We start from the raw sequence: 22,779 nt of genomic DNA, 5'->3' as shown, positions 1-22,779 counted from the left end.
TGTTTGTCGCATTTCCGGACGGAAAACCGAGGGCCACTTTTCCTGGAAATGCTCTAGCCGCTATTTGCGCTTGCTGCGCGAAGGATGCAAGAGATGACGCATCTGCACCATCGCCATGGGTGTGGAGAGGCTGGAAGAGTCCGTCTCCAGCGTCAATTCATTCATGTCGCGTTTTTTGGTGCGCGCCAGAATTTCGAAGACGCTGGCGGTTGCGAGCTGCAGCGCCTTTTCGTCATCCATGCCTTCCAGCAGGCGGGCGAGGAACAGCGCCGACATCAGATCGCCAAGCCCGTTCGGCGCATTCTCAATGGCGCGATGTTCGGCAAGCAGCGCGTGGCGGCCGCTGAGATAAAGATTGCCGGTGCCGCCCGTCATCATCGGCACGGCCGAGGTGACCAGCATTTTCGGCGGGCCCAGCGCAAGCGCGGCATCCATGATGGCATTGTTGGTCTCGAGCTCCGCGCCGCTCATCCAGGCGAGTTCATAACGGTTCGGCGTGGCGACAGTGGCAAGCGGGATGAGGTGATCGCGGATGGCTTCCGCGGTCTCGAGCGGAATGTAAAGCCCGCCCAGATCGCCCATGACCGGATCGCAGGCGTAAATCAGCGACGGGTTCTTTTCCTTCAGATTGCGGATCAGCCGTGCGGTGGAGCGAACCTGCGCCGCACTACCGAAATAACCGGTCAGAACAGCCTTGACCTCGCCGATCCATTTGGCGTTTTCGAGGTCGGTCATCGCCTTGTCGAAATCGTCGTCCTGAAAGCGCATCCGGGTGGAAGGGCCGTGGCCGGGATGCCACGGCATGACGATGGTGGGCACCGCCCAGACGGGATAACCGAGGGTCTCCAGCGCAAAGACTGCAGCGCGATTGCCGACGGAGCCACGCATGACATGGCTGGAAATGACGATGACGGCGCCCTGTGTATTTTCCTGCATCACGGCCTTCTTGCTTTCAAACAAGGCAGAAAGCCCGCAAGTGCACCTCGCCCTGCCACTGCCCAAAGATCAAGATGCGCTCTCATGACATATCGCAAGGCCGGTTTCCACCGTTAATCCCGCAAGGGTCTGTCCCGCAAAAGCATGGCGCGGTCAGGTTCTTTGTCTCTGCCAGCGCTGCCTGCCTGTCATTGCGAGATTGCCGAAGTACTCTATAGTTGTACCATGCTCGATCTCGTCATTGCCTATTGGCCGCATATCCTTGCCGTTCTCTCGATTTTGATGGGAAGCGTGGCGGCCGTGCATGCCACGATGACGAAGGAGGAGGTCCGCTCCGCGCTCGGTTGGGTCGGCGTCATCGTGCTGTCGCCCGTCGTCGGCGCGGTCATCTATGCCATTGCCGGCATCAACCGCATTCGCCGGTCCAACATCACGCAGCAGCGGTCCTTCATGCAGCACGAGATCATGGATCGCGTGGCGCGTCTGGATGCGAGCGGCGACATGATCGCAGCGCGCTTCGGACGCCGTTTCGAGGCGATGAAGACGCTGGGCGACCGGGTGACGCGCCATGCGCTGACGACAGGCAACGGCATCGAGCCGCTGGTGACGGGGGATGCCGCCTATGCCGCCATGCTGGGGGCCATCGACGAGGCGAAGCGGTCGATCATTCTCGAAACATATATTTTCGACAATGACCGGATCGGCGCCCGCTTTGTCGCGGCGCTCGAAAGGGCGAAGTTCCGCGGCGTGGAGGTGCGGGTGCTGGTGGATGCGGTGGGCGCGCGTTATTCGGTGCCGAGCATCCTGCCGACGCTCAGGGAAAAGGGCATCGTCTGCGATGTCTTCAACGGCAATGTCATCATGGGGCTGCGGCTGCCCTATGCCAATCTGCGCACCCACCGCAAGATCCTCGTGGTGGACGGGCGCATCGCGTTCAGCGGCGGCATGAATATCCGCGAGGGGTTCACCCAGGAATTCGGCGGCGAAAGCCAGTCGCACGATACGCATTTCAAGATCACCGGGCCGGTCGTATCGGATTTTTTCTCCATCGCGGCGGAGGACTGGCGTTTCACGACGAAGGAACTGCTGGACACGCCGGTGTGGGATATCGCCATTCCCGATGGTGTGCCGGGTTCGCAGATCGTTGCCCGCGTCTGCTCCTCCGGGCCGGATAAAAGTATCGAGACCAGTCACAAGATGCTGATGGGCGCGTTTTCCGTCGCGCGCTCCTCCATTCTCATCATGTCGCCCTATTTTCTCCCTGATCGGGAGCTTATTTCGGCGCTCATAACCGCAGCAAGGCGGGGAGTCGTGGTGGATATCATCGTGCCGAAAAGCAACAATCTGGTGCTTGTCGACAGGGCGATGACGGCGCAGTTCGACCAGATGTTGAGGAATTACTGCCGCATCTGGCGGGCGACGGGGGCTTTCAATCACTCCAAGCTTCTGGTGATCGACGGGCGCTGGAGCTACATTGGCTCTTCCAATCTCGATCCGCGTTCGCTGCGATTGAACTTTGAGATCGATCTCGAAGTTATGGATGAGGAATTCGCCGCGACAATCGGCGAACGCATCCGGGATGCACGGGCAACCGCCTTGCCCGTGCGGCTCAGCGAACTGAATGCGCGGCCATTCGTTGTCCGCTTTGTGGAGCGTGTCCTGTGGCTCGCTTCGCCTTATCTTTAGAGTGCGGTGCGTCCGGCAGGGCGCTGCGCGAGACCGGAGGCATCGACGCGTGAAAAAGAACGGTTTGCTGGATGATGAAAAAACGGCTTTGACGAAAAACACCAGCCTGTCCGCCTTCGTCATGCAGTCGCTGCGCGACCGCCGCCAGCGCCAGAATGCGGCGCCAGCGACGAAAGATCATTCCTTCCCCGTCATCGCCTCCTACAATGTGCATAAATGTGTCGGCCGCGACCGCAAGTTCGATCCCGATCGCACCAGCCGCGTCATTCAGGAAATCGGCGCTGACATCATCGCCCTTCAGGAAGCGGACAGCCGTTTCGGCGAGCGTACCGGCCTGCTCGATCTCGCGCGGCTGGAGCGGGAAAGCGGTCTCATTCCCGTGCCCGTGCAGGCCGGCGTGAAGGCGCATGGCTGGCACGGCAACGTCGTGCTGTTCAAGGAAGGCGCGGTCAGGGATGTGCATACGCTGAAATTGCCGGGGCTGGAGCCGCGCGGCGCGCTCGTCGTGGAGCTGGATCTAAAGCGGGGCGGCACGCTGCGGGTCATCGCCGCCCATTTCGGGCTTCTCAGACATTCCCGCGCCCAGCAGGCGAAAGCGTTGATCAGCCTTCTCGAAGCACGCAACGAATGCGCGACCATCCTCATGGGAGACCTGAACGAATGGCGTCTCGGCAACGGGTCGTCGCTCAATACGTTCCGGGATGCTTTTGGCGCTTTGCCGCCGGCGGTGCCGAGTTTTCCGTCCAACCTGCCGGTGCTGGCGCTCGACAGGATCATCGCCAATCGTGAAGGACTGATCGAGCAGGTGGAGGCGCATGACAGCGCGCTGGCGCGCATCGCCTCGGATCATCTGCCGCTGAAGGCGGCGGTGCGGACCGACCTGCTGCCGGCCTGATCCGGTCGCGTCATGGTGTGCCTCATAAAGGCGCCAAAAAGCCGGATTAAACCCGTTGCGCCACCGTCATGTGGCTGCGCGAGCGCGCTTCAAGCAACGACGTGCGAATGGCTTCCATCAGCCGCTCGCGATTATTTCTGGTCTTGCCTCTGTCGAGATTTTGCGCGGCAAGCGCGAGATCGAGACCCTCATGCATCACTATCGAATAGGCAACGGTCGTTGCCCAGTTTTCGTAGTCCTGCTCCATCATGTCGCCCCTGAACTAAATCATTTAGTCCGAATCACCCTATTCTTTAAAATACCACAAAATACAAAGCATAAAATAGAATTGTTTCTTTTGATGTTCATCAATATGGCTGGATATATTGCATTTCTGACGCGTCCGATGCGGCGTAAATTATCTAGTGTTGCCTTGTAAGTATTTGAAACTGATTCTATTTCAGAAAACCCGCATGAACGTTTTGTGTCATAAAAAACGCCGCGCATCGGGGGATGCGCGGCGGGCTTGCTTTGAAGGTGGCGGTGGATGGGAGTGCGGTCTCAGCCGGCCTTTTCGAGCTTGTAGTCCGAATTGGCCGGTTCTTCCTGCTTGTGCTGGATGAGCGGACGATTGCCCGCCAGCCTGCGCACCAGCACGTAGAAGACCGGTGTCATGAAGATGCCGAAGAACGTTACGCCGATCATGCCGGAGAACACCGCGACACCCATGGCCGCACGCATTTCCGCACCTGCACCGGTGGAGACGACCAGCGGCACCACGCCCATGATGAAGGCGAGCGAGGTCATCAGGATCGGGCGCAGGCGAAGCCGGCTTGCCTCGATGGCCGCCTGAAGCGGCGTTCGTCCTTCGAATTCCAGCTCCCGGGCGAATTCCACGATCAGGATCGCGTTTTTCGCCGAGAGACCGACAAGGACGACAAGACCGATCTGCGTAAAGATGTTGTTATCCCCTCCCGTCAGCCAGACACCCGTGAGGGCCGCAAGCACACCGAGCGGGACGATCAGGATGATCGCAATCGGCAAGGTGAGGCTTTCATATTGCGCGGCGAGCACGAGATAGACGAGCAGCAGCGCCAAGGGGAAGACCACGATGCTGGAATTGCCGGCCAGAATCTGCTGGTAGGTCAGGTCAGTCCATTCGTAGTCGACGCCTGCGGGCAGGGTTTCGGCAAGGATTTTTTCAATCGCCGCCTGTGCCTGTCCCGAGGAGAAGCCCGGCGCCGGACCGCCGTTGATATCGGCCGCAAGGAAGCCGTTATAACGGTTGGTGCGCTCCGGCCCCGTCGTCGCATTTACCTTCAAGAGCGTCGACAGCGGGATCATCTGACCCGATGCGGAGCGAACCTTCAGGCGACCGATATCTTCGGCATGGGCGCGGAACTGGGAATCCGCCTGAACCCGCACGCTGTAGGTCCGTCCGAAAGCATTGAAGTCGTTGACATAGAGCGAGCCCAGATAGATCTGCAGCGTCTGGAAGACGTCGCTGACGGAAACGCCCAGCTGTTCCGCCTTGGCGCGGTCGAGATCGGCGAAGAGCTGCGGCACGTTGATCTGGTAGCTGGAGAAGATGCCTGCGAGTTCCGGCGTTTGATAGGCCTTGCCGATCACGGCCTTCGTCGCTTCATCCAGCGTCTCATAGCCGTAGCCGGCGCGGTCTTCGATCTGCAGCTTGAAGCCGCCGGTCTGGCCGAGACCGTTGACCGGCGGCGGCGGGAACATGGCGATGAAGGCATCCTGAATGCCCGCATATTTCTGGTTCAGCTGCATGGCGATGGCGCCGCCGGACAGTTCCGGTGTCTTGCGCTCTTCGAAGTCATCGAGAACCGCAAAGACGATGCCGGAATTGGAGCCGATGGTGAAGCCGTTGATCGACAGGCCGGGGAAGGCGATGGCGTGGCTGACGCCGGGTGTTTCGAGCGCGATGTCGCTCATCCGCTTGATGACGCTTTCCGTGCGGTCAAGCGTTGCGCCGTCCGGAAGCTGGGCGAAGCCGATCAGGTACTGCTTGTCCTGCGCCGGTACGAAGCCGCTCGGGACGGTGGTGAACATGCCGTAGGTGGCGGCCACCAGCGCCATATAAACCATCATGACAAGGCTCTTGCGCGTCACCAGCCCGCCCACGGTCTTGCCGTAGCCGTTGGAGGCCGCACCGAAGGCGCGGTTGAAGCCGCGGAAGAACCAGCCGAGGATTTTATCCATGAAGCGGGTCAGCCAGTCTTTCGGTGCGCCGTGTTCCTTCAGCAGCAGGGCTGCAAGAGCGGGCGACAGCGTCAGCGAGTTGATGGCCGAAATGACGGTGGATATGGCGATGGTCAGTGCGAACTGCCGGTAGAACTGGCCGGACAGGCCGGAGATGAAGGCAAGCGGCACGAAGACCGCGACCAGAACCAGCGCAATCGCGATGATCGGCCCGGACACTTCCCGCATCGCCTTATAGGTGGCGTCACGCGGCGAGAGCCCGTTTTCGATGTTTCGCTCGACGTTTTCGACGACCACGATCGCGTCATCCACCACGATGCCGATGGCGAGCACGAGCCCGAACAACGTCAACGCGTTGATGGAGAAGCCGAAGGCATACATGACGGCGAAGGTGCCGATGATCGAGACCGGAACGGCGATCAGCGGAATGATCGATGCGCGCCAGGTCTGCAGGAAGAGGATGACGACGAGCACCACGAGGCCAACGGCCTCGAGGAGTGTATCGACGACCTTCTCGATGGAGGAGCGCACGAATTTCGTCGTGTCGTAGACGATTTCGTATTTCACGCCATCGGGCATTGCCAATTGCAGATTGTCCATCGTGGCGCGGACATTGTCGGCGATTTCAATGGCGTTGGAGCCGGGGGCCTGAAGCACCGCGACAGCCACGGCGGGTTCGCCGTCGAGCAGCGAGCGCAGTGTGTAATCGGCCGCACCGAGTTCGATGCGGGCGACATCGCGCAGGCGGGTGATTTCACCGTTCGCGCCGCTCTTGACGATGATGTTGCCGAATTCCTCCGGCGTCGTCAGACGGCCCTGCGCATTGACGTTGAGTTGCAGGTCGACGCCGTTCGGGCTTGGCGAAGCGCCGATGACGCCGGCTGCGGCCTGCACGTTCTGCTGGCGGATGGCGTCGGAAACGTCGCTTGCGGCGAGATCATGCTCGGCGACCTTCTGCGGATCGAGCCAGACACGCATGGAATAGTCACCTGCGCCGAAGACCTGCACCTGGCCGACACCTTCGATGCGGGCGAGGCGATCCTTGACGTTCAGCGTCGCATAGTTGCGCAGATAGGTGATGTCATAGGCGTCGGTCTTGGAGACGAGGTTGACGACCATGATGAAGTCGGGCGAGCTCTTGACGGTGGTGATGCCAAGTGCGCGGACTTCCGCCGGCAGACGCGGTTCGGCCTGCGACACGCGGTTCTGCACCAGCTGCTGCGCCTTGTCAGGATCGGTGCCGAGCTTGAAGGTCACGGTCAGCGTCAGCACGCCGTCGGATGTCGCCTGGCTGCCCATATAGAGCATGTCCTCGACGCCGTTGATCTGTTCTTCCAGCGGTGTCGCGACGGTTTCGGCAATAACGGTCGGGTTCGCACCGGGATAGGTGGCGCGCACGACGACGGATGGCGGAACGACTTCGGGATATTCCGAAATCGGCAGGGCGCGCATGCCGAGTAGGCCTGCCACCACAATCAGGACCGAAAGCACGGCAGCGAATACCGGCCGGTCGACAAAAAATCTGGAAATATTCATATCCAGTCCCTCTCCGGGTCTTTGGGAATGCGAAGGCCGTTCCGGCGGCAATCCTGCCGCCGGTGAAGGCCGGTTCTGTCTGAAGGGGCGTCTCGCGGGAGGCGGGACGCTTACTGATCAAAGAGGCGGGTTACTGCGAAGCAGCAACCTTGTCTTCCGCCTGCGGTGCGACGGTGGCGCCGGGACGAATGCGCTGCAGGCCGTTGACGACGATCGTATCACCGGCGGCAAGGCCGCTTTCGATGATGCGCTGGCCATCGGCCGGTGCGCCCGGCTTGATCTGGCGGTAGCTCACCTTGTTTTCGGCATCGACCACGAAGACGAAACGCTTGTCCTGATCCGTGCCGATGGCTCGGTCGCTGATGACGATGCGGTTTTCCGGCTTCGGTTCACCCATGCGCACCCGCACGAACTGGCCGGGAATGAGCCTGCCGTCCGGATTTTCGAAGACGGCGCGGACACCGATGGTGCCGCTTGCCGAATCCACCTGGTTGTCGATCAGGTGCAGCGTGCCCTTGATCGGCGTGCCCTCATCCGAAAGCGTGCCGATTTCCACCGGGATCTGTTCGAGAGCGGGCAGGGCGCCGTCCGTCTGCGGCAGTTCGGCAAGCGCCTTGGCCACCACGCCTTCGCTGGCGTTGAAGCTGGCATAGATCGGGTTGACCGATACCAGTGTCGTCAGCGCCGGCGAGGTGGAGCCGGCGGCGACGAGGTTGCCGGCGGTGATTTCGATGCGGCCGACGCGGCCGGAAACCGGGGCGAGGATTTCGGTATAACCAAGATCGAGCTGAGCCGTGGTCAGCGCTGCGCGGGCGGCGCGAAGCTGGGCTTCGGCATCCGCAAACGAGCTTTGACGCTGGTCGAGATCGCTCTGGGAGATGGTGCGATTGTCGGAAAGCCTGCGGCCACGGTCGAGTTCCGTTTTGGCAAGGCTGACCTTGGCTTCGGCGGAAGCAACCTGGCCTTCAGCACCCGCAACGGCGGCCTGATAAGGGGCCGGGTCGATGGTGAAGAGAGGATCGCCTTCCTTCACCAGCGCGCCTTCGCGGAAATGCACGGCCTTGATCTGGCCGGCGACGCGGGAGCGGATCTGCACCCGGTCAACGGCTTCGAGACGGCCGGAAAACTCTTCCCAGCGCATCACGTCGCGGCTTTCCACCTTGGCGACGGTAACCGGGATTGCCGGTGTTTCGGCAGGCGTGGAGGCTGCCGTTGCATCGCGGCTGGTTGGGAGGTCGAAAAACAGTGCTGCTGCTGCAACGGACATGGCAAGTCCGATGCCGGCACCCGTCAGGGCCCGGCGCTTTGTGTTCAGCGTCATGGGTATCTCCTTGGCCCCCGATCGGGAGCAGGTCGTTCATAAATAAATGCGAATTTTCAGTGCTTTAACTGGTCAACGAAGGTCTTGAACTCCGAACAGACGGATGAGACCCATCCGCCGCCCTCTCCTTGATAAAGCCCCGTCCAGCCGACACCGGCGGGGAAAACATGCTGCCGGACGCTGACACCGGAGGCGATGAGGCGGTCTGCATAATTGACCGTTTCGTCGCGCAGAGGGTCGTCCTCGGCGGTAAAGATCAGCGCCGGCGCCACCCGGTTCAGCCGCGTGCACTGGCAGGGCGCGGCATAGGGGTGGAAAAACCCGCACGCCTTGGCAAGGTAATGGCTCCAGCCATCGGCCCAGCGCTGGCGCATGCCGATCCTGTCCGCATCGCGGAAGGATTCCGTCGTCATCATCGGGTCGATCATGGGCGACAGAAGAATCTGGCCTGCGAGTTTGCCCGGCATGCGGTCGCGGGCCTTCAAGGCAAGCCCCGCCGCCACATTGCCGCCAGCCTCTTCGCCGGCCACGAACAGCAGCGATTTCGCGCCGCCATAATGCTTGCGGTCCCGGCTCAGATGATCGAGCGCCTCATAGGCGCAGTCGATGACCATCGGAAACTCGTTGCCGGACGGCTTGCTATAGTCGGCTTCCACGACCACTGCGCCGCTTTCCGCGAGCGCGCGGGCCACCGGAAGCTCCGGGCAATTGCCGCCCGGCTCAAGGCCGGGTTCCAGAAACGATCCGCCGCGCAGATAAAGCACGACAGGCGGATGGCTGCAGAGGCAGGAACCTTCATAACGGCGCACGGAGAGCTTCGACGCGGACGTCTCGCTACCCATATTTTCCCAATGCGCGTTCATGAACCCAGATCCTTTGCCCGCCACTTAAAGCGTGTTGCGATCCTTCGGATACGCTCCTGCGCTTTAAGTTTTTATCTTGCCGCATGTCGTCACCGCAAAACCGCAACGCACTTTTGCGCGACATGCTTCAAGGCGGATCATATTGCAAAATCTGAAATCCATATTATTGTTCGGATCGAAACGATCAAGCATGCAAATTTGAAAACACTATTCCGAAATAACGGATAATCATATCTCCGAGGCAGTGAATGGATCAGCTTTCCGCCATGCGGGTTTTTACGCGGGTCGTGGAAACCGGCAATTTCAGCCGCGCCGCCACCGCGCTGAACATGCCGAAAACCACTGTTACCAATATGGTGCAGGCGCTGGAGGCGCATTTGCACACCACACTTCTCAACCGCACCACACGCCGGGTGATGCTGACAACGGACGGCGCTCTCTATTATGAGCGGGCCTCACAGATTTTATCGGAAATCGAAGAACTTGACGGTAGCATGTCCAGCGCGCAGGTGCAGCCATCCGGCCGGTTGCGGGTGGAAATGGCCGGTGTCTTCGCGGACCTGGTGGTTATCCCACATCTTTGCGAATTTTACCAGCGTTATCCGCAAATCCGTCTCGACCTCGGTGTCGGCGACCGTCTGGTCGATTATATCGCGGAGAATGTCGACTGTGCGCTGCGGGTCGGCGTGCTGCGCGATCAGTCGCTGATTGCCCGTAAAGTCGGCGAACTCCGGTTCGAGACATTCGCCTCTCCGTCCTACATCGAAAATTTCGGCATGCCGCAAGAACCGGAGGATCTGGAGAAGGAGCATTATTCGGTGGGCTACCTCAATGCCACCACCGGCCAGATCATGCCGGCCTCCTTCGACAATGGCGTGCGCAGCGTCGAGCTGACCCCGAATTATGTCGTCTCGGTCAATGACAGCCGCACCTATCTCAATGCGGCGCTGGCCGGCATGGGCATCGTGCAGCTTCCCGTTTTCATGGTGAAGGATGCGCTTTCGCGGGGAGAACTGGTGCCGGTGCTCTCCGAATGGCGGCGCGAGGCCATGCCGATCTATGTGGTCTATCCCCAGACCCGGCATGTAACCAACAAGGTCCGCGTTTTTGTCGACTGGCTGGCCAAGCTGGTGCACGGCCTGGTCTGAGGCGGCCAGTCACCGCCCGACCCTTGCTGCGACAAAATCGATGAAGGCGCGAACGCGGGCGGCCAGGTGTTCGTGACCGGCATAAACCGCGTGGATCACTTCCATCTCCTCGGCATTGTAGTCTTCCAGCACCGGCACGAGCAGGCCCGCCTCTATATCCGGCTCGATATGAAATTCGCCGACCCTTCCCAGCCCCAGGCCCGTCAGGCAGAGCCTTCGCATGGCCATGCCGCTGTTGACCGAGACATTGCCCGTTACGGGCAGACGGTAAACTTCCGCAGAGCCGGGGTTGCGAAACGGCCATTCGTTGAGGCTGCGGCTGAAATTGAAGCTGAAGCAATTGTGCCGCGCCAGATCCTGCGGTGTTTCCGGCACGCCGTGTCGTTCGATATAGGCGGGGGAGGCGACGATGACGCGGCGGACTTCCTTCAGCTTTCTCGCCTTCAGGGATGAATCTCCCATCGCGCCCGAGCGGATGGCGATATCGGTGCGTTCCTCGATCAGGCTGATGACGCCGTCGGTCAGCGAGATATCCAGCTCGATTTCCGGATAAAGCGACAAAAATTCCGGCGCAAGCGGCAGCAGATAACGTTCGCCGAAGCCCAGCGTGGTGTTGACGCGCAAAAGGCCGCGCGGCACCACCTTGCCGCCGCTCGCCACGATCTGCTCGGTCTCGGCTATATCGGCAAGAATGCGCCTTGCCCGCGCAAGATAGACTTCGCCCTCCGGTGTGAGCGTGACAAGCCGGGTGGAGCGGGCAAGCAGCCGGGTACCGAGCCGGTCTTCGATACGGGTGACAAGCTTGCTCACCGCCGAGGGTGAAAGCTTCAGCCTGCGCCCGGCGGCGGAAAAGCTGCCAAGTTCCGCCGCCGCCACGAAGACTTCCATTTCTCCGGCCCGATTGTCCATCGCCGCACCACCTGTGAAATCAATTCAAAGGTATTTATCCAACCTTGCCGATTATCATGCAAGTCCCCTTCGCCCATATTGCGTCCATGGATTTGATCCAACCGGATAGCATCGCTATCCAAATGATCCAACCGGACGGCGTTGCTGTCCAGAACGCCCGCGATCCCGCTCCGGGCGAAGAGGTATTTGTCATGCCATTGGCCATATTTGCCCTGACGATCGCGGCCTATGCGATCGGCACCACGGAGTTCGTGATTGTCGGTCTTCTGCCGACGGTCGCGACCGATCTTCACATCACCCTGCCGCTTGCCGGTCTCATCGTCAGCGTTTATGCGCTGGGCGTCACCTTTGGTGCGCCGATCCTGACGGCGCTGACCGGCAGGATCGAAAGAAAGCCGCTGCTGCTCGGCCTGATGGCCCTGTTCATCATCGGCAACAGCGCTGCGGCCCTGTCGCCCAGCTATGAGATGCTGCTTGTCGCCCGCGTCATCGCCGCCTTCGCCCATGGTGTCTTCTTCTCGGTCGGCTCCACCATCGCCGCGGATCTCGTGCCGGAAAATCGTCGCGCTTCGGCCATTGCCATGATGTTCATGGGGCTGACGGTCGCCATCGTCACCGGCGTTCCGCTCGGCACCTATATCGGGCAGGTCTTCGGCTGGCGTGCGACCTTCTGGGTCGTTGCCTCCCTTGGCGTCATCGCCTTCTTCGGCATTGCCACGCTTCTGCCGAACACGCTCAAGAAGGCGCCGCCGGCGAGCCTCGTCGATCAGGTCCGTGTTCTCGGCTCCGGTCGCCTGCTCATCGTTTTCGCCATGACCGCGCTTGGTTACGGCGGCACCTTCGTCGCCTTCACCTTCCTTGCGCCGATCCTGCAGGATGTCACCGGCTTTTCCGAAAAGAGCGTCAGCCTGATCCTCGTGCTCTATGGCATCGCCATTGCGGCCGGCAATATCGGCGGCGGCAGGATCGCCAACCATAACCCGGCCAGGGCGCTGATCGGCCTCTTCCTGGCGCAGGCCATCGTGCTGCTCGTCTTTTCCTTCACCGCCTTCTCGCCGGTGCTGACGCTCATCACGCTTGCCGCGCTCGGCTTCCTGTCCTTCGCCAATGTTCCCGGCCTGCAGCTTTATGTGGTGCAGCTTGCCAAGGAACATCGCCCCGGCGCTGTCGATGTCGCCTCGGCGCTCAACATCGCCGCCTTCAACCTCGGCATCGCCATTGGCGCATGGCTTGGCGGTCTGGTGGTGGAATCGCCGATGGGTCTTGCCGCAACCCCGTGGGTCGGCGCCATCCTCGTCGCCGTGGCCCTGCTCCTGACCCTCTGGAGCAGTATGCTCGACCGCCGCGCCGCGCTGACGCTGAAAACCGCCTGAACTTTTCATAAAATTCCCGGCCGCTCCCAAGTCGGCCGGGCCGCTTCAAAGGAGAAAATATATGTTTGATGTCACCGCAAATGGCGCTTCTATCCCGGCGCTGGGTTTCGGCACGTTTCGTATTCCCGGTGCCGATGTGCTGCGCATCGTTCCCCATGCGCTGAAAGCCGGTTTCCGCCATATCGATACCGCCCAGATCTACGGCAATGAGGCCGAGGTCGGTGAAGCCATCGCTGCTTCGGGCGTGGCGCGCGGCGACGTGTTTTTGACCACCAAGGTCTGGGTCGAGAACTACAGGCATAATGCCTTCCTCGCCTCCGTGGATGAGAGCCTGAAAAAGCTGAAGACCGATTATGTCGACCTGCTGCTGCTGCATTGGCCGAACGAGGCGGTTTCGCTTGCCGAACAGATCGACGCGCTGAACGCGGAAAAGGAAGCGGGCAAGGTGCGCCATATCGGCGTTTCCAATTTCAGCACGGCGCTGATGGCCGAGGCGGTGAAGTTGTCCAAGGCCCCGATCGTGACCAACCAGATCGAATACCACCCCTATATCGATCAGGACGTGGTTATCGCCGCGGCAAAGGCCGCCGGCATGTCGGTGACGGGTTATTACGGCATGGCCGATGGCAAGGTCTTCACCGATCCGGTACTGAAGGAAATCGCCGCAGGCCGTGGCAAGTCGGTGGCGCAGGTGGTGCTGCGCTGGCTCGTGCAGCAGCAGGGTGTCATCGCACTGTCGAAAACGGTCAGCGAAGCGCGCGTCGATGAAAATCTCGCCATCTTCGATTTCGAACTTTCGGCCGATGAAATGGCGGCGATCCGCGCGCTTGCCAGACCGGATGGCCGCATCGTTTCACCGGAAGGGCTTGCACCCGTCTGGGACAAGGCCGCCTGATAATAAGAGCCGGGGAGGGAACGCCCTTCCCGGTTTGCCCGTGCGTGGGAAATCCTCGCGCGGCAATGCTCCTCACAGCCCATGGAAACGACGCGTTTCACATCGGGTGCAGTGAAGATTTATCTGCCTGTTCTGGAAATTTGGAGCGGGCGAAGGGATTTGAACCCTCGACCCCAACCTTGGCAAGGTTGTGCTCTACCCCTGAGCTACACCCGCTCAAATCCACCGGTCCGGGGTAGTTCGCTGAACCGTGGGCCACCGAAGCGGCGACGGGTGCTATATCGCTCAATCGTTTTTGGAATGCAACAGTTTCTTTTGCGGTTTCGGTGGAAATCCGCCTGTGCGCGGATTTATCCAAATCTGGCGGCCATCACGGGCTGACGACCAGGGGATTTCCGCTGAAGATATTGTTTCAGCTGGCTTTTATCCCCCTGCCATGGGGTGGCGGCCGGCGGGAAGGCCAGAAAATAACCTATTTACATTTGGTTAAAATCTGATTCGACAAGTGATTCGTTCGGGTGTACAAATTCCCTGTCCACAAGAAAAATCAAAACGATATTGGGAACGATGTTTGGCATATCATCATCGGGAGGATGAGCCTTGTCGTACGCAGCTTTTGAACGGGTTGGCGCACAATTGTCGCCGGAGCAGATCACCGATCTGCAGACTATTTTCGATGGCGTATGTTTCGAATGCTTTCAAGACCGCAGCAGCCATGTTGCCAATGAGTGCGCGGCGGTTTTGATCCGTAGCGCCCAGCGCGGCATTCTTGACCATGAGATGTTGCGCGATATCGGTCTTGCGGTTTTACGTCGGCACTGATTGCGCCATATGACAATAAAAAAGCGCCCGAGCATCTCGGGCGCTTTCGTGTGTTGTGGCGGCAGCCGCTTCCGGCTCAGCTCTTTTCCTGCACATGCGCTTCGAGGAACCACAGCGACTTGTCGAGATCGCGCGAGGCGGCGGTGAAGATGTCCGCCGTCGTCGGGTCGCCCGCCTCGTCGGAATCGTCGATAGCCTTGCGGATCATGTTCGCGACTTCGCCATAACGCTCGATCAGCTCGTCCAGATGGTCGTGGATCTTGTAGATATCGGTCGGATAGGCCTTGAGCTTCGTCGTGGAAGAGACGGATTGCAGGCTGCCGAGCGCCGTGCCGCCAAGCTGGACAACACGCTCGGCAATCGTATCGCCATGATTGTCGAGCTGGGTGCGGAAAGTGTCGAGAAGTTCATGCACGGCGATGAATTGCGGGCCCTTGAGGTTCCAGTGCGCCTGCTTGGTGATGAGCGCAAGGTCGATCACCGAGGCGAGCGATTCGTTGAGAATGCCGATCACGGTCGACTTGGCGTTGGAAGGCAGGTCGTTCTTCGTCTTGTGCGTCTTCATCGATGTCTCCTGAAGTTGCGGACGGAATGCCGCTTTGGAAAAGTCCGTCGTTTAACGTCCGGGCCTGAGGCCCTGTTCCATGCTAAGCACTGGGACAGCGAAAATCCTGCAAAATCATCATGTCATTCGTAAAACAGGCAGATGCGCCGGCCGTCTATTTCATTGACGCGGATTGGCATGTCGTAGATCTCCTTGAGGACGTCCGGACGGATGATCTGTTCGGCCGGCCCCTGATGGCAGATGCGGCCTTCACGCATGGCGATGATGGTGTCTGAATACCAGGAGGCGAAGTTGATGTCGTGCAGCACCAGAACCACGGTCTTCTTCAGCTCGTCGGCGGCGCGGCGCATGATCTTCATCATGCTGGAGGCGTGTTTCATGTCGAGGTTGTTGAGCGGCTCGTCGAGCAGCACGTAATCCGTGTCCTGGCACAGCACCATGGCCACGAAGGCGCGCTGTCGCTGGCCGCCGGAAAGCTCGTCCAGAAACCGGCCGGCAAGGGCTTCGAGATTGAGATATTCCAGCGCCCGGTCGATATGGACCTTGTCCTCGATGGTGGGGCGGCCCTTGGAATAGGGGTAACGGCCGAAACCGACGAGGTCGCGCACTGTCAGGCGTGAGGAGATGTGGTTGTCCTGCCGCAATATGGAGAGCCGCTTGGCCAGCGTATCGGAAGGGGTTTTCGTGACATCCAGACCGTCGACGGTCACCGTTCCGGCATCCATCGACATCAGCCTTGCGACGATGGAGAGCAGGGTCGATTTTCCCGCACCGTTCGGCCCGATGATGGAGGTGACGCCGCCTGCCGGAATGGAGACGGAGACGCCATCGACGACGAGGCTGTCGCCATAGGATTTGCTGATCTGACTGGCGATGATCATCGCGCACCCCGCTTCAAAATAAGACCGATAAAAACGATGCCGCCGAGAAATTCGATGATGATCGAGAGCGCCGTATCGAAGGCGAAGACCCGCTCCAGCACCACCTGGCCGCCGACGAGGCAGATCACGGCGATGAGGATTGCGGCCGGCAGCACATAGGCGTGTTTGCCGTTGCCGGTGAGATAATGGGCCAGCGCTGCGACCAGCAGGCCGAAGAACATGACCGGGCCGACGAGCGCCGTGGAGACGGCGACGAGCACGGAGACCAGCACGAGGATGACGGTGACCGTGCGCTTGTATTCGACACCGAGGCTGATGGCCGTCGCGCGGCCGAGCGAGAGGACGTCGAGCGTGTGCATCAGCCTGAGCCCGATGATGGTCACCACGCCGATGATGACGGCGGAGACGGCAAGAAGCGTCGGATCGATGGAATTGAAGCTGGCGAAGAGCACATCCTGCAGCACCGTATATTCATTGGGGTCCAGCACGCGCTGCATGAAGCCCGAGAGGCTGCGGAAGAAGACGCCGAAAACGATGCCGACCAGCACCAGAAGATGCAGGCTGCGTTCCGCGCCGACGAAAAGCCAGCGATAGAGCAGGGCGGAAAAGGCGACGAGCAGCGCGGTCTCCGTGAGAAATTTCAGCTGCGGATCGATCAGGACGACGGTTGCCGAGCCGAAAACGAAGATCAGCCCGGTCTGCATCAGCACATAGAGCGAATCGAAACCCATGACCGAAGGGGTGAGGATGCGGTTGTTGGTGACCGTCTGGAACAGCACGGTGGAGACCGCGATGGCATAGGCCACCAGCAAGAGCGACAGAAGCTTGATGCCGCGAAACGGCAGTACGAAGCTCCAACTGCCCTTGGCGCCAAGCGTCATGAAGGCGGCCATGGAGATGAGTGCGAATACCGCAAGCACCAGCAGAACGGTTTTTGCACGCCGGTCGGGATGTCTCTCACGCATGGTGGCGTTTCCGCAGCAGGAGATAGAGGAACAGCGCGCTGCCAATGACGCCGACCACGGTTCCGATGGGTATTTCGTAAGGCGCGCGCACGGTGCGGCCGATGATATCGCAGGAAAGCACGAAGACCGCGCCGAGCGTCGCCACCCAGGGCACTGAGCGGCGCATATTGTCACCGATCATCAGACTGACGACATTCGGCACGATCAGCCCGAGAAAGGGGATCATGCCGACGGTGACGACGACGACCGCGCTGACCAGCGAGACGATGGTGAGGCCGAGCGCCATGACGCGGCGATAGTTGAGGCCGAGATTGGTGGTGAAATCGCGACCCATGCCGGCCACGGTGAAGCGGTCTGCCGCGAGATAGGCGGCGATGGCGAAGAGGAAGCCGACCCACAGCAATTCATAACGGCCGCGCAGCACACCGGAAAAATCCCCGGTCATCCATGCGCCCAGCGATTGCAGGAGATCGAAACGATAAGCGAAGAAGGTGGTGACGGCGGAGATGACGCCGCCCAGCATGATGCCGATCAGCGGCACCAGCAGCACGTCGCGCAGCGGCACCTGCCTCAGGATACGCAGGAACAGCGCGGTACCGGCGAGCGCGAAAACGGCGGCCACCAGCATCTTGCCGAAGATCGGCGTGTCCGGCGCCAGGAGGGTGACGGTGAGCAGGCCGAGGCCGGCGGATTCGGTGGTGCCCGCCGTCGAAGGTTCCACGAAGCGGTTGCGCACCAGCATCTGCATGATGAGCCCCGCAATCGCCATCGAGCTTCCGGCCAGTATCAACGCCAGCGTGCGCGGAATGCGGCTGACGAGCAGCACGCGCAGCGCGTCTGCACTCGTGTCCGGTGCGAAAAGCGTTGTGAGCGAAACGTTGCTGACGCCGACGAACAGGCTGGTGATGGCGAGCACCAGAGCCAGAAGAAGGGCTGATATCAGTGAAAGGGACTTCACGTTGGCGGTTTCCGGAAAAGGCGAAAGCTCCCGGTAGCCTCAAGCCATCGGGAGCCCTGATGTTGTTCGGCAGGGGTTACTTCTTCTCCGAGACGGCCTTGTAGACCTGATCGAGCAGGGTGGAGAGCGCCGTATAACCGCTGCTGACGATATAGGCCGCCTGCGGATCGAGATAAACGATCTGCTTTTTCTTCCAGGCATTGGTCTGGTGCACCAGCTCGTTGTCCAGCACCTGCGCGGCTGCCTTGCCCGGATCGGTGGCGCGGCCGATGCCGGCGTCGCGGTCGATCACGAACAGCCATTCGGGATTGACCTCGGCCAGATATTCGAACGAGACGACATCGCCACGGTCAAAACGGTCGTCGATGTCGGCTGCGACCGGCTTGAAGCCGATTTCGGTGTGCAGCCAGCCGGTGCGCGAACTGGGGCCATACACGCCGACCTTGCCGGCATTGGTGACGAGGATCATCGCCGTGCCGGAATTGGGTGCGATTTCCTTCAGCTTCGCCACTTTTTCATCGATGGCGGCATCGAGCTTCCTGGCTTCTTCCTGCTTGCCGAAGATATCGCCGAGCTTGGTGATGTTGGCTTTGACGCTGCCGATGAATTCCTTGGAATCCACCGACATGTCGATGGCGGGCGTGATCTTCGCAACGTCCGGATATTTCGCCCGCGAACGGCCGCCGACGATGACGAGATCGGCCTCGGCCGCATTGATCGCCTCATAATCAGGCTCAAACAGCGTACCGACCTTCAGATATTTGCCGTCGGCATATTTCTGCAGATAGGTGGGCAGGTTGGAGCCGACGACACCGGCGGGCTCGACGCCGAGCGCATCGAGATTGTCGAGAGAGGGAATATCGAGAACCAGAACCTTCTTCGGCGCCGCCTTCAGCACGGTCTCGCCCTGCGCGTGCTTGATCGTCATTTCTTCGGCACTCGCCGTCATCGCGCCGAGGCTGAAGGCCGCTGCCGCCAGCAGCCGAACGGGGAAGGTGAAGTTGATGGCCACTTATTATGTCCCTTGCAATATGGTTCCGAGCCGGCGGACGTGATCCCGCCGGGTTAACTTGATGTTGACGATCAGCTTTATTGGCAAGGTCGGCGGAAATCAAAATTATGTTTTAGAACGGTTCTGAATTGCGGTGAGCGGGAAAGGGGGAGCCGCGCGTAGCAAGACTCGTTGTGATCGCCGGACGTAAACCACAATACGTCCACACAAGTCCGGCATGACGGGAAGAGTGGTCAGTCGTAGTAGAAGCGGGAACCACATCAAGTCCCATCCATCAATCCGGAGGCCAGTCGCCGACGATTTCGCGCCTCTCGAGTTTCAGCGACCGGTCCGGTTGCACGCGGTAGGTTTCGATCGCCAGCCGCCCGTCGCCCATCACGAATTCATTGCTGAGCGTGCTGCCGATGGGGGATTTGGTGAGTTTGGTGCGAGGCTGTCCGCCATAGGTGATGCTGCCGGCAATGGGCTCGACATCGGGGGCGGTGGTGCAGCCGGCAAGCGCCAGAACCATCATGATCGCAATCATGCGCATGTCTTTCTCCTGCGTTTGGAGCGGAATCATATCATGGCCGCGCCTGTGCCACACATCCCGTTGGCGTGAATAAAAAAGGCCCCGCATCCGAAGATACGGGGCCAGTTGCCTTGGGAGGTTCTTGGTTTCTCAGTCCTCGTTGGCGGCAAGCTGCGTCAGCACCTCGCCACGGCCGCGGATACGCATGATGAGCGGGATGATGAAGGCGGCGGCTGCCACGATGAAGAGGCCAACGGCAATCGGCGAGGTGAACAGCACCGTCGGGTCGCCCTGGCCGATGGCAAGAGCGCGGCGCAGCTGCTGTTCCGCAAGCGGGCCGAGGATGAGACCAACGACCGCAGGCGCAATCGGATAACCGAAGATGCGCATGATATAGCCGAGGATACCGAAGGCGAGCAGCATGCCGAGTTCGAAGACCGATGGGTTGGCGCCGATGGTGCCGAGCGTCGCAAACAGCAGGATGCCGGCATAAAGCCAGGGCTTCGGAATGGTCAGCAGCTTCACCCACAGGCCGACGAGCGGCAGGTTCAGAACCAGCAGCATCAGGTTGGCGATGAACAGGCTGGCGATCAGGCCCCAGACCAGCTGCGGATTGGTGGCGAACAGCAGCGGGCCGGGCTGAAGGCCATATTGCTGGAAGCCGGCGAGCATGATGGCGGCGGTCGCCGTCGTGGGCAGGCCGAGCGTCAAGAGCGGCACCAGCGTACCGGCGGCGGAGGCATTGTTGGCGGCTTCCGGACCTGCGACGCCTTCAATGGCGCCATGGCCGAATTCTTCCGGATATTTGGTCAGCTTCTTTTCGGTGGCATAGGACAGGAAGGTGCCGATTTCAGCGCCGCCCGCCGGCATGGCGCCGATGGGGAAGCCGATGAGCGTGCCGCGCAGCCAGGCTTTCCACGAGCGTGCCCAGTCCTGCGCGCTCATCCAGACGGAGCCTTTCACGGCTTCGACCTTGTCCGGGCCGGTGCTGCCCTGGGCGACGATGAACAGGGTTTCGCCGATGGCGAACATGGCGACCGCAAGCGTCGTTACTTCCACGCCGTCGAGCAGGTCGGGAATGCCGAAGCTCATGCGGGTCTGGCCGGTCAGCTGGTCGATGCCGACGATGGCAAGCGCAAAGCCGATGAACAGCGAGGTAAGGCCGCGTAGCGCCGAATCCCCGAAAGCGGAGGAAACGGTAACGAAGGCGAGCACCATCAGCGCGAAATATTCACGCGGGCCGAAGACCAGCGCCAGCTTGACGATATAGGGCGCGATGAAGGCGAGTGCGATGGTGGCGATAAGGCCGGCGACGAAGGAGCCGATGGCGGCGGTGGCAAGGGCCGGACCGCCTCTGCCCTTGCGGGCCATCTTGTTGCCTTCAAGCGCGGTCACGATCGAGGCGCTTTCGCCCGGCGTGTTGAGCAGGATCGAGGTGGTCGAGCCGCCATACATGCCGCCATAATAGATGCCGGCGAACATGATGAGCGAACCGGCGGGATCGAGCCTGTAGGTAACGGGCAGAAGCAGCGCCACGGTCAGCGCAGGCCCGATGCCGGGCAGAACGCCGACGGCGGTGCCGAGTGTCACGCCGATCAGCGCATAGAGCAGGTTCATGGGTTGGGCGGCAACCTCAAGACCGTGCAGCAGGAATTCAAAGGTACTCATGGACAGATGTCCCCCAAGTGGACCCGATGGGCGGGCGGAACGGCTGGCATATGCGTCATTGCGCGCCTGCGGTTTCCTGTGATCTCAAATTTTGGTCGGAATGGCTGTTAGAACAACAGCCGTTCCAGAGGCCCGGCGGGTAGCGAAAGCTGCAGCAGCCGCGCGAAGATGAACCAGATGAAGAAGCTCAGGGCGATGCCGATGGGGATCGAATACCAGAGCTTGCGTTTGCCGAAGGCGCGCGCCGTAAAGGCGAAAAGCAGGCCGGTGGCAATGGAGAAACCCGCGACGTTGAGCAGCAACATCTGCGCGGCAAGGCCGGCGACGACCCAGATAACCGGGGCGATTTCCTGTTTGTCGCGTTCGGGAAAATCACCGCGCCAGGCCTCGATGGCCGTCCACAGCGCCAGGCCGATAAGACAGAAGCCGATGGCATAAGGCACCGTTGCCGGGCCGACCGGCGAATAACCGGTGACGCTGGCGAGGCGGGCGCTATCCCAGAAGATTACGCAGGCGATGATGACGAGGAAGATGGCGATCGCCAGCGCCGCCCAGTCAGGGCGGCGCTTTTGATGCTGCGAAGGGTTGGAACCCTGGCTCATTTTACCAGTCCGATGTCTTTGAGGATGGCGGCGGTGGCGTCGGTATCCTTGGCGAGCTGCGCCTTGAATTCGTCACCGGCGAGATAGGTGTCCATCCAGCTCTTGGTCTTCAGGGTTTCCTGCCACTTGGCGGACTTCACCAGCTTTTCGATGTCGGCATTGACGGCCTTTTCCTGCTCCGGCGTCAGGCCGGGAGGAGCGGCGACCATGCGCCAGTTCTGGACGACGACATCGAGACCGCTTTCCTTCAGCGTCGGCGCATCGACGCCTTCCAGCTTCTCTTCGCTGGAAACTGCGAGCAGGCGCAGCGTGCCGGCCTTTACCTGGCTCTCGAATTCGCCGTAGCTCGAAATACCGGCAGTCACCTGCGAACCGAGGATCGAGGCAAGCGCTTCGCCGCCGCCGGAATAAGCGATGTAGTTGATCTTGGTCGGGTCGACACCGGCTGCCTTGGCAATAAGGCCAACGGCGATATGGTCGGTGCCGCCAGCGGAGCCGCCGCCCCAGGAAACGCTGCCCGGATCCTTCTTGAGCTGGTCGATGAGGTCGCCGATGGTCTTCAGCGGCGAGGATGCCGGAACGACGATGGCTTCATATTCGCCGGTCAGACGGGCGATCGGCGTAACTTCCTTGAGGGTGACGGGCGCGTTGTTGGTGAGGATCGCGCCGACCATGACGTAACCGCCGACGATGAGAGCGTTCGGGTTGCCCTTCTGCTGGCTGGCGAACTGCGCAAGACCGATGGTGCCGCCTGCGCCCGGTACGTTCTGCACCTGAACGCTCTTGGAAATGCCTTCTTCCTGCAGCACGGTCTGCAGGGAGCGCGCGGTCTGGTCCCAGCCGCCGCCGGGATTTGCCGGGGCGATGATGGTGTAGTCCGCTGCAACCGCCGGAAGCGCGATCACGCCCGCCAGGAATGTGCCGATAAGAAAATGCTTCACTTGGAAAACCCTCCTCAGGATGCCCTTTTTGGGCGTCGTTTTTCGTTTATGCGGGGGGCTTTTCGGACGCGTCTGCGCCGGCGCTGAATGCTC

Annotated in this window: 21 protein-coding genes and 1 tRNA gene; 6 read left to right on the top strand and 16 right to left on the bottom strand. The window is 60.8% G+C overall.

Annotated elements, in window-relative coordinates:
* Nucleotides 1-60: 60 nt before the first annotated feature.
* A complete protein-coding gene (pdxY, locus tag AGR7B_RS12160; RefSeq protein WP_080857088.1) occupies nucleotides 61-936 on the bottom strand; it encodes a pyridoxal kinase PdxY in 876 nt (291 codons plus the stop codon).
* Nucleotides 937-1,161: 225 nt separating this feature from the next.
* On the opposite strand from pdxY, the gene AGR7B_RS12155 reads away from it, so the two are divergent.
* A complete protein-coding gene (locus AGR7B_RS12155; protein WP_080856740.1) occupies nucleotides 1,162-2,622 on the top strand; it encodes a phospholipase D-like domain-containing protein in 1,461 nt (486 codons plus the stop codon).
* 49 nt (nucleotides 2,623-2,671) lie between these two features.
* Nucleotides 2,672-3,517 (top strand): endonuclease/exonuclease/phosphatase family protein, encoded by an 846-nt coding sequence (locus AGR7B_RS12150; protein WP_078051654.1) that lies wholly within the window; start codon nucleotides 2,672-2,674, stop codon nucleotides 3,515-3,517.
* A gap of 46 nt (nucleotides 3,518-3,563) precedes the next feature.
* Here AGR7B_RS12150 and AGR7B_RS12145 read toward each other — a convergent pair whose 3' ends face one another.
* From AGR7B_RS12145 to AGR7B_RS12130, 4 genes are all read right to left on the bottom strand, one after another.
* Complete coding sequence (locus tag AGR7B_RS12145; protein ID WP_065655566.1) at nucleotides 3,564-3,767, bottom strand: hypothetical protein; 204 nt, start codon at nucleotides 3,765-3,767, stop codon at nucleotides 3,564-3,566.
* A 290-nt stretch (nucleotides 3,768-4,057) separates the two neighbouring features.
* Complete coding sequence (locus AGR7B_RS12140) at nucleotides 4,058-7,252, bottom strand: efflux RND transporter permease subunit (RefSeq protein WP_080856739.1); 3,195 nt, start codon at nucleotides 7,250-7,252, stop codon at nucleotides 4,058-4,060.
* 130 nt (nucleotides 7,253-7,382) lie between these two features.
* The gene (locus AGR7B_RS12135; protein ID WP_078051656.1) at nucleotides 7,383-8,573 is read right to left on the bottom strand and encodes an efflux RND transporter periplasmic adaptor subunit; all 1,191 of its coding nucleotides are present in this window, start codon (nucleotides 8,571-8,573) and stop codon (nucleotides 7,383-7,385) included.
* 56 nt (nucleotides 8,574-8,629) lie between these two features.
* Complete coding sequence (locus AGR7B_RS12130; protein ID WP_020809339.1) at nucleotides 8,630-9,436, bottom strand: alpha/beta hydrolase fold domain-containing protein; 807 nt, start codon at nucleotides 9,434-9,436, stop codon at nucleotides 8,630-8,632.
* Nucleotides 9,437-9,684: 248 nt separating this feature from the next.
* Here AGR7B_RS12130 and AGR7B_RS12125 point away from each other — a divergent pair, with 248 nt between their 5' ends.
* Nucleotides 9,685-10,584, top strand: coding sequence for a LysR family transcriptional regulator (locus AGR7B_RS12125; RefSeq protein ID WP_003522616.1), 900 nt, complete (start codon nucleotides 9,685-9,687; stop codon nucleotides 10,582-10,584).
* Between the two features lie 9 nt (nucleotides 10,585-10,593).
* Here AGR7B_RS12125 and AGR7B_RS12120 read toward each other — a convergent pair whose 3' ends face one another.
* Nucleotides 10,594-11,493 (bottom strand): LysR family transcriptional regulator, encoded by a 900-nt coding sequence (locus AGR7B_RS12120; RefSeq protein WP_065655563.1) that lies wholly within the window; start codon nucleotides 11,491-11,493, stop codon nucleotides 10,594-10,596.
* A 191-nt stretch (nucleotides 11,494-11,684) separates the two neighbouring features.
* Here AGR7B_RS12120 and AGR7B_RS12115 point away from each other — a divergent pair, with 191 nt between their 5' ends.
* Both AGR7B_RS12115 and AGR7B_RS12110 read left to right on the top strand, forming a co-directional pair.
* Nucleotides 11,685-12,866: an MFS transporter gene (locus AGR7B_RS12115; RefSeq protein ID WP_080857087.1), complete on the top strand. Its 1,182-nt coding sequence runs from the start codon at nucleotides 11,685-11,687 to the stop codon at nucleotides 12,864-12,866.
* A 61-nt stretch (nucleotides 12,867-12,927) separates the two neighbouring features.
* Nucleotides 12,928-13,761: an aldo/keto reductase gene (locus AGR7B_RS12110; protein WP_080856738.1), complete on the top strand. Its 834-nt coding sequence runs from the start codon at nucleotides 12,928-12,930 to the stop codon at nucleotides 13,759-13,761.
* A 141-nt stretch (nucleotides 13,762-13,902) separates the two neighbouring features.
* Here the strand turns inward: AGR7B_RS12110 and AGR7B_RS12105 are convergent.
* Nucleotides 13,903-13,977 (bottom strand) — tRNA-Gly (locus AGR7B_RS12105).
* A gap of 384 nt (nucleotides 13,978-14,361) precedes the next feature.
* Between AGR7B_RS12105 and AGR7B_RS12100 the strand changes: the two genes are divergently transcribed.
* The gene (locus AGR7B_RS12100) at nucleotides 14,362-14,583 is read left to right on the top strand and encodes a hypothetical protein (protein ID WP_003522612.1); all 222 of its coding nucleotides are present in this window, start codon (nucleotides 14,362-14,364) and stop codon (nucleotides 14,581-14,583) included.
* Between the two features lie 76 nt (nucleotides 14,584-14,659).
* Here AGR7B_RS12100 and dps read toward each other — a convergent pair whose 3' ends face one another.
* From dps to AGR7B_RS12055, 9 genes are all read right to left on the bottom strand, one after another.
* Nucleotides 14,660-15,148: a DNA starvation/stationary phase protection protein Dps gene (gene dps, locus AGR7B_RS12095; RefSeq protein ID WP_003522611.1), complete on the bottom strand. Its 489-nt coding sequence runs from the start codon at nucleotides 15,146-15,148 to the stop codon at nucleotides 14,660-14,662.
* Between the two features lie 122 nt (nucleotides 15,149-15,270).
* Entirely contained in the window at nucleotides 15,271-16,029 is a 759-nt protein-coding gene (locus AGR7B_RS12090; protein WP_080856737.1) for an iron ABC transporter ATP-binding protein, read from the bottom strand.
* On the bottom strand, nucleotides 16,026-16,994 hold the full coding sequence (locus tag AGR7B_RS12085; RefSeq protein WP_080856736.1) for an iron chelate uptake ABC transporter family permease subunit: 969 nt from the start codon (nucleotides 16,992-16,994) through the stop codon (nucleotides 16,026-16,028). The genes AGR7B_RS12090 and AGR7B_RS12085 overlap by 4 nt, the downstream gene beginning before the upstream one ends.
* Nucleotides 16,987-17,952 (bottom strand): ABC transporter permease, encoded by a 966-nt coding sequence (locus AGR7B_RS12080; RefSeq protein ID WP_080856735.1) that lies wholly within the window; start codon nucleotides 17,950-17,952, stop codon nucleotides 16,987-16,989. Before AGR7B_RS12080 ends, AGR7B_RS12085 begins: the two co-directional genes overlap by 8 nt.
* A 76-nt stretch (nucleotides 17,953-18,028) precedes the next feature.
* Nucleotides 18,029-18,964: a siderophore ABC transporter substrate-binding protein gene (locus tag AGR7B_RS12075; protein WP_080856734.1), complete on the bottom strand. Its 936-nt coding sequence runs from the start codon at nucleotides 18,962-18,964 to the stop codon at nucleotides 18,029-18,031.
* A gap of 274 nt (nucleotides 18,965-19,238) precedes the next feature.
* Entirely contained in the window at nucleotides 19,239-19,496 is a 258-nt protein-coding gene (locus AGR7B_RS12070; protein ID WP_080857086.1) for a hypothetical protein, read from the bottom strand.
* A gap of 129 nt (nucleotides 19,497-19,625) precedes the next feature.
* The gene (locus AGR7B_RS12065; RefSeq protein WP_020809148.1) at nucleotides 19,626-21,143 is read right to left on the bottom strand and encodes a tripartite tricarboxylate transporter permease; all 1,518 of its coding nucleotides are present in this window, start codon (nucleotides 21,141-21,143) and stop codon (nucleotides 19,626-19,628) included.
* Nucleotides 21,144-21,250: 107 nt separating this feature from the next.
* The gene (locus AGR7B_RS12060; protein ID WP_065655556.1) at nucleotides 21,251-21,745 is read right to left on the bottom strand and encodes a tripartite tricarboxylate transporter TctB family protein; all 495 of its coding nucleotides are present in this window, start codon (nucleotides 21,743-21,745) and stop codon (nucleotides 21,251-21,253) included.
* Entirely contained in the window at nucleotides 21,742-22,686 is a 945-nt protein-coding gene (locus AGR7B_RS12055) for a Bug family tripartite tricarboxylate transporter substrate binding protein (RefSeq protein ID WP_078051664.1), read from the bottom strand. The genes AGR7B_RS12060 and AGR7B_RS12055 overlap by 4 nt, the downstream gene beginning before the upstream one ends.
* Nucleotides 22,687-22,779 lie beyond the last annotated feature (93 nt).

The sequence above is a fragment of the Agrobacterium deltaense RV3 genome, from assembly GCF_900013505.1.
Classification (GTDB): domain Bacteria; phylum Pseudomonadota; class Alphaproteobacteria; order Rhizobiales; family Rhizobiaceae; genus Agrobacterium; species Agrobacterium leguminum.
The sequence above is the reverse complement of the archived record's forward strand: the minus strand, read 5'-3'. Positions and strand labels throughout refer to the sequence as shown.

Bases quoted from the DNA above. Each gene is read 5' to 3' on its own strand.
- AGR7B_RS12110 (WP_080856738.1), top strand. From the start codon at position 12,928: ATGTTTGATGTCACCGCAAATGGCGCTTCTATCCCGGCGCTGGGTTTC.
- AGR7B_RS12060 (WP_065655556.1), bottom strand. From the start codon at position 21,745: ATGAGCCAGGGTTCCAACCCTTCGCAGCATCAAAAGCGCCGCCCTGAC.
- AGR7B_RS12065 (WP_020809148.1), bottom strand. From the start codon at position 21,143: ATGAGTACCTTTGAATTCCTGCTGCACGGTCTTGAGGTTGCCGCCCAA.
- AGR7B_RS12070 (WP_080857086.1), bottom strand. From the start codon at position 19,496: ATGCGCATGATTGCGATCATGATGGTTCTGGCGCTTGCCGGCTGCACC.
- AGR7B_RS12125 (WP_003522616.1), top strand. From the start codon at position 9,685: ATGGATCAGCTTTCCGCCATGCGGGTTTTTACGCGGGTCGTGGAAACC.
- AGR7B_RS12155 (WP_080856740.1), top strand. From the start codon at position 1,162: ATGCTCGATCTCGTCATTGCCTATTGGCCGCATATCCTTGCCGTTCTC.
- AGR7B_RS12135 (WP_078051656.1), bottom strand. From the start codon at position 8,573: ATGACGCTGAACACAAAGCGCCGGGCCCTGACGGGTGCCGGCATCGGA.
- AGR7B_RS12090 (WP_080856737.1), bottom strand. From the start codon at position 16,029: ATGATCATCGCCAGTCAGATCAGCAAATCCTATGGCGACAGCCTCGTC.
- dps (WP_003522611.1), bottom strand. From the start codon at position 15,148: ATGAAGACGCACAAGACGAAGAACGACCTGCCTTCCAACGCCAAGTCG.
- AGR7B_RS12085 (WP_080856736.1), bottom strand. From the start codon at position 16,994: ATGCGTGAGAGACATCCCGACCGGCGTGCAAAAACCGTTCTGCTGGTG.
- pdxY (WP_080857088.1), bottom strand. From the start codon at position 936: ATGCAGGAAAATACACAGGGCGCCGTCATCGTCATTTCCAGCCATGTC.
- AGR7B_RS12140 (WP_080856739.1), bottom strand. From the start codon at position 7,252: ATGAATATTTCCAGATTTTTTGTCGACCGGCCGGTATTCGCTGCCGTG.
- AGR7B_RS12120 (WP_065655563.1), bottom strand. From the start codon at position 11,493: ATGGACAATCGGGCCGGAGAAATGGAAGTCTTCGTGGCGGCGGCGGAA.
- AGR7B_RS12130 (WP_020809339.1), bottom strand. From the start codon at position 9,436: ATGAACGCGCATTGGGAAAATATGGGTAGCGAGACGTCCGCGTCGAAG.
- AGR7B_RS12145 (WP_065655566.1), bottom strand. From the start codon at position 3,767: ATGATGGAGCAGGACTACGAAAACTGGGCAACGACCGTTGCCTATTCG.
- AGR7B_RS12115 (WP_080857087.1), top strand. From the start codon at position 11,685: ATGCCATTGGCCATATTTGCCCTGACGATCGCGGCCTATGCGATCGGC.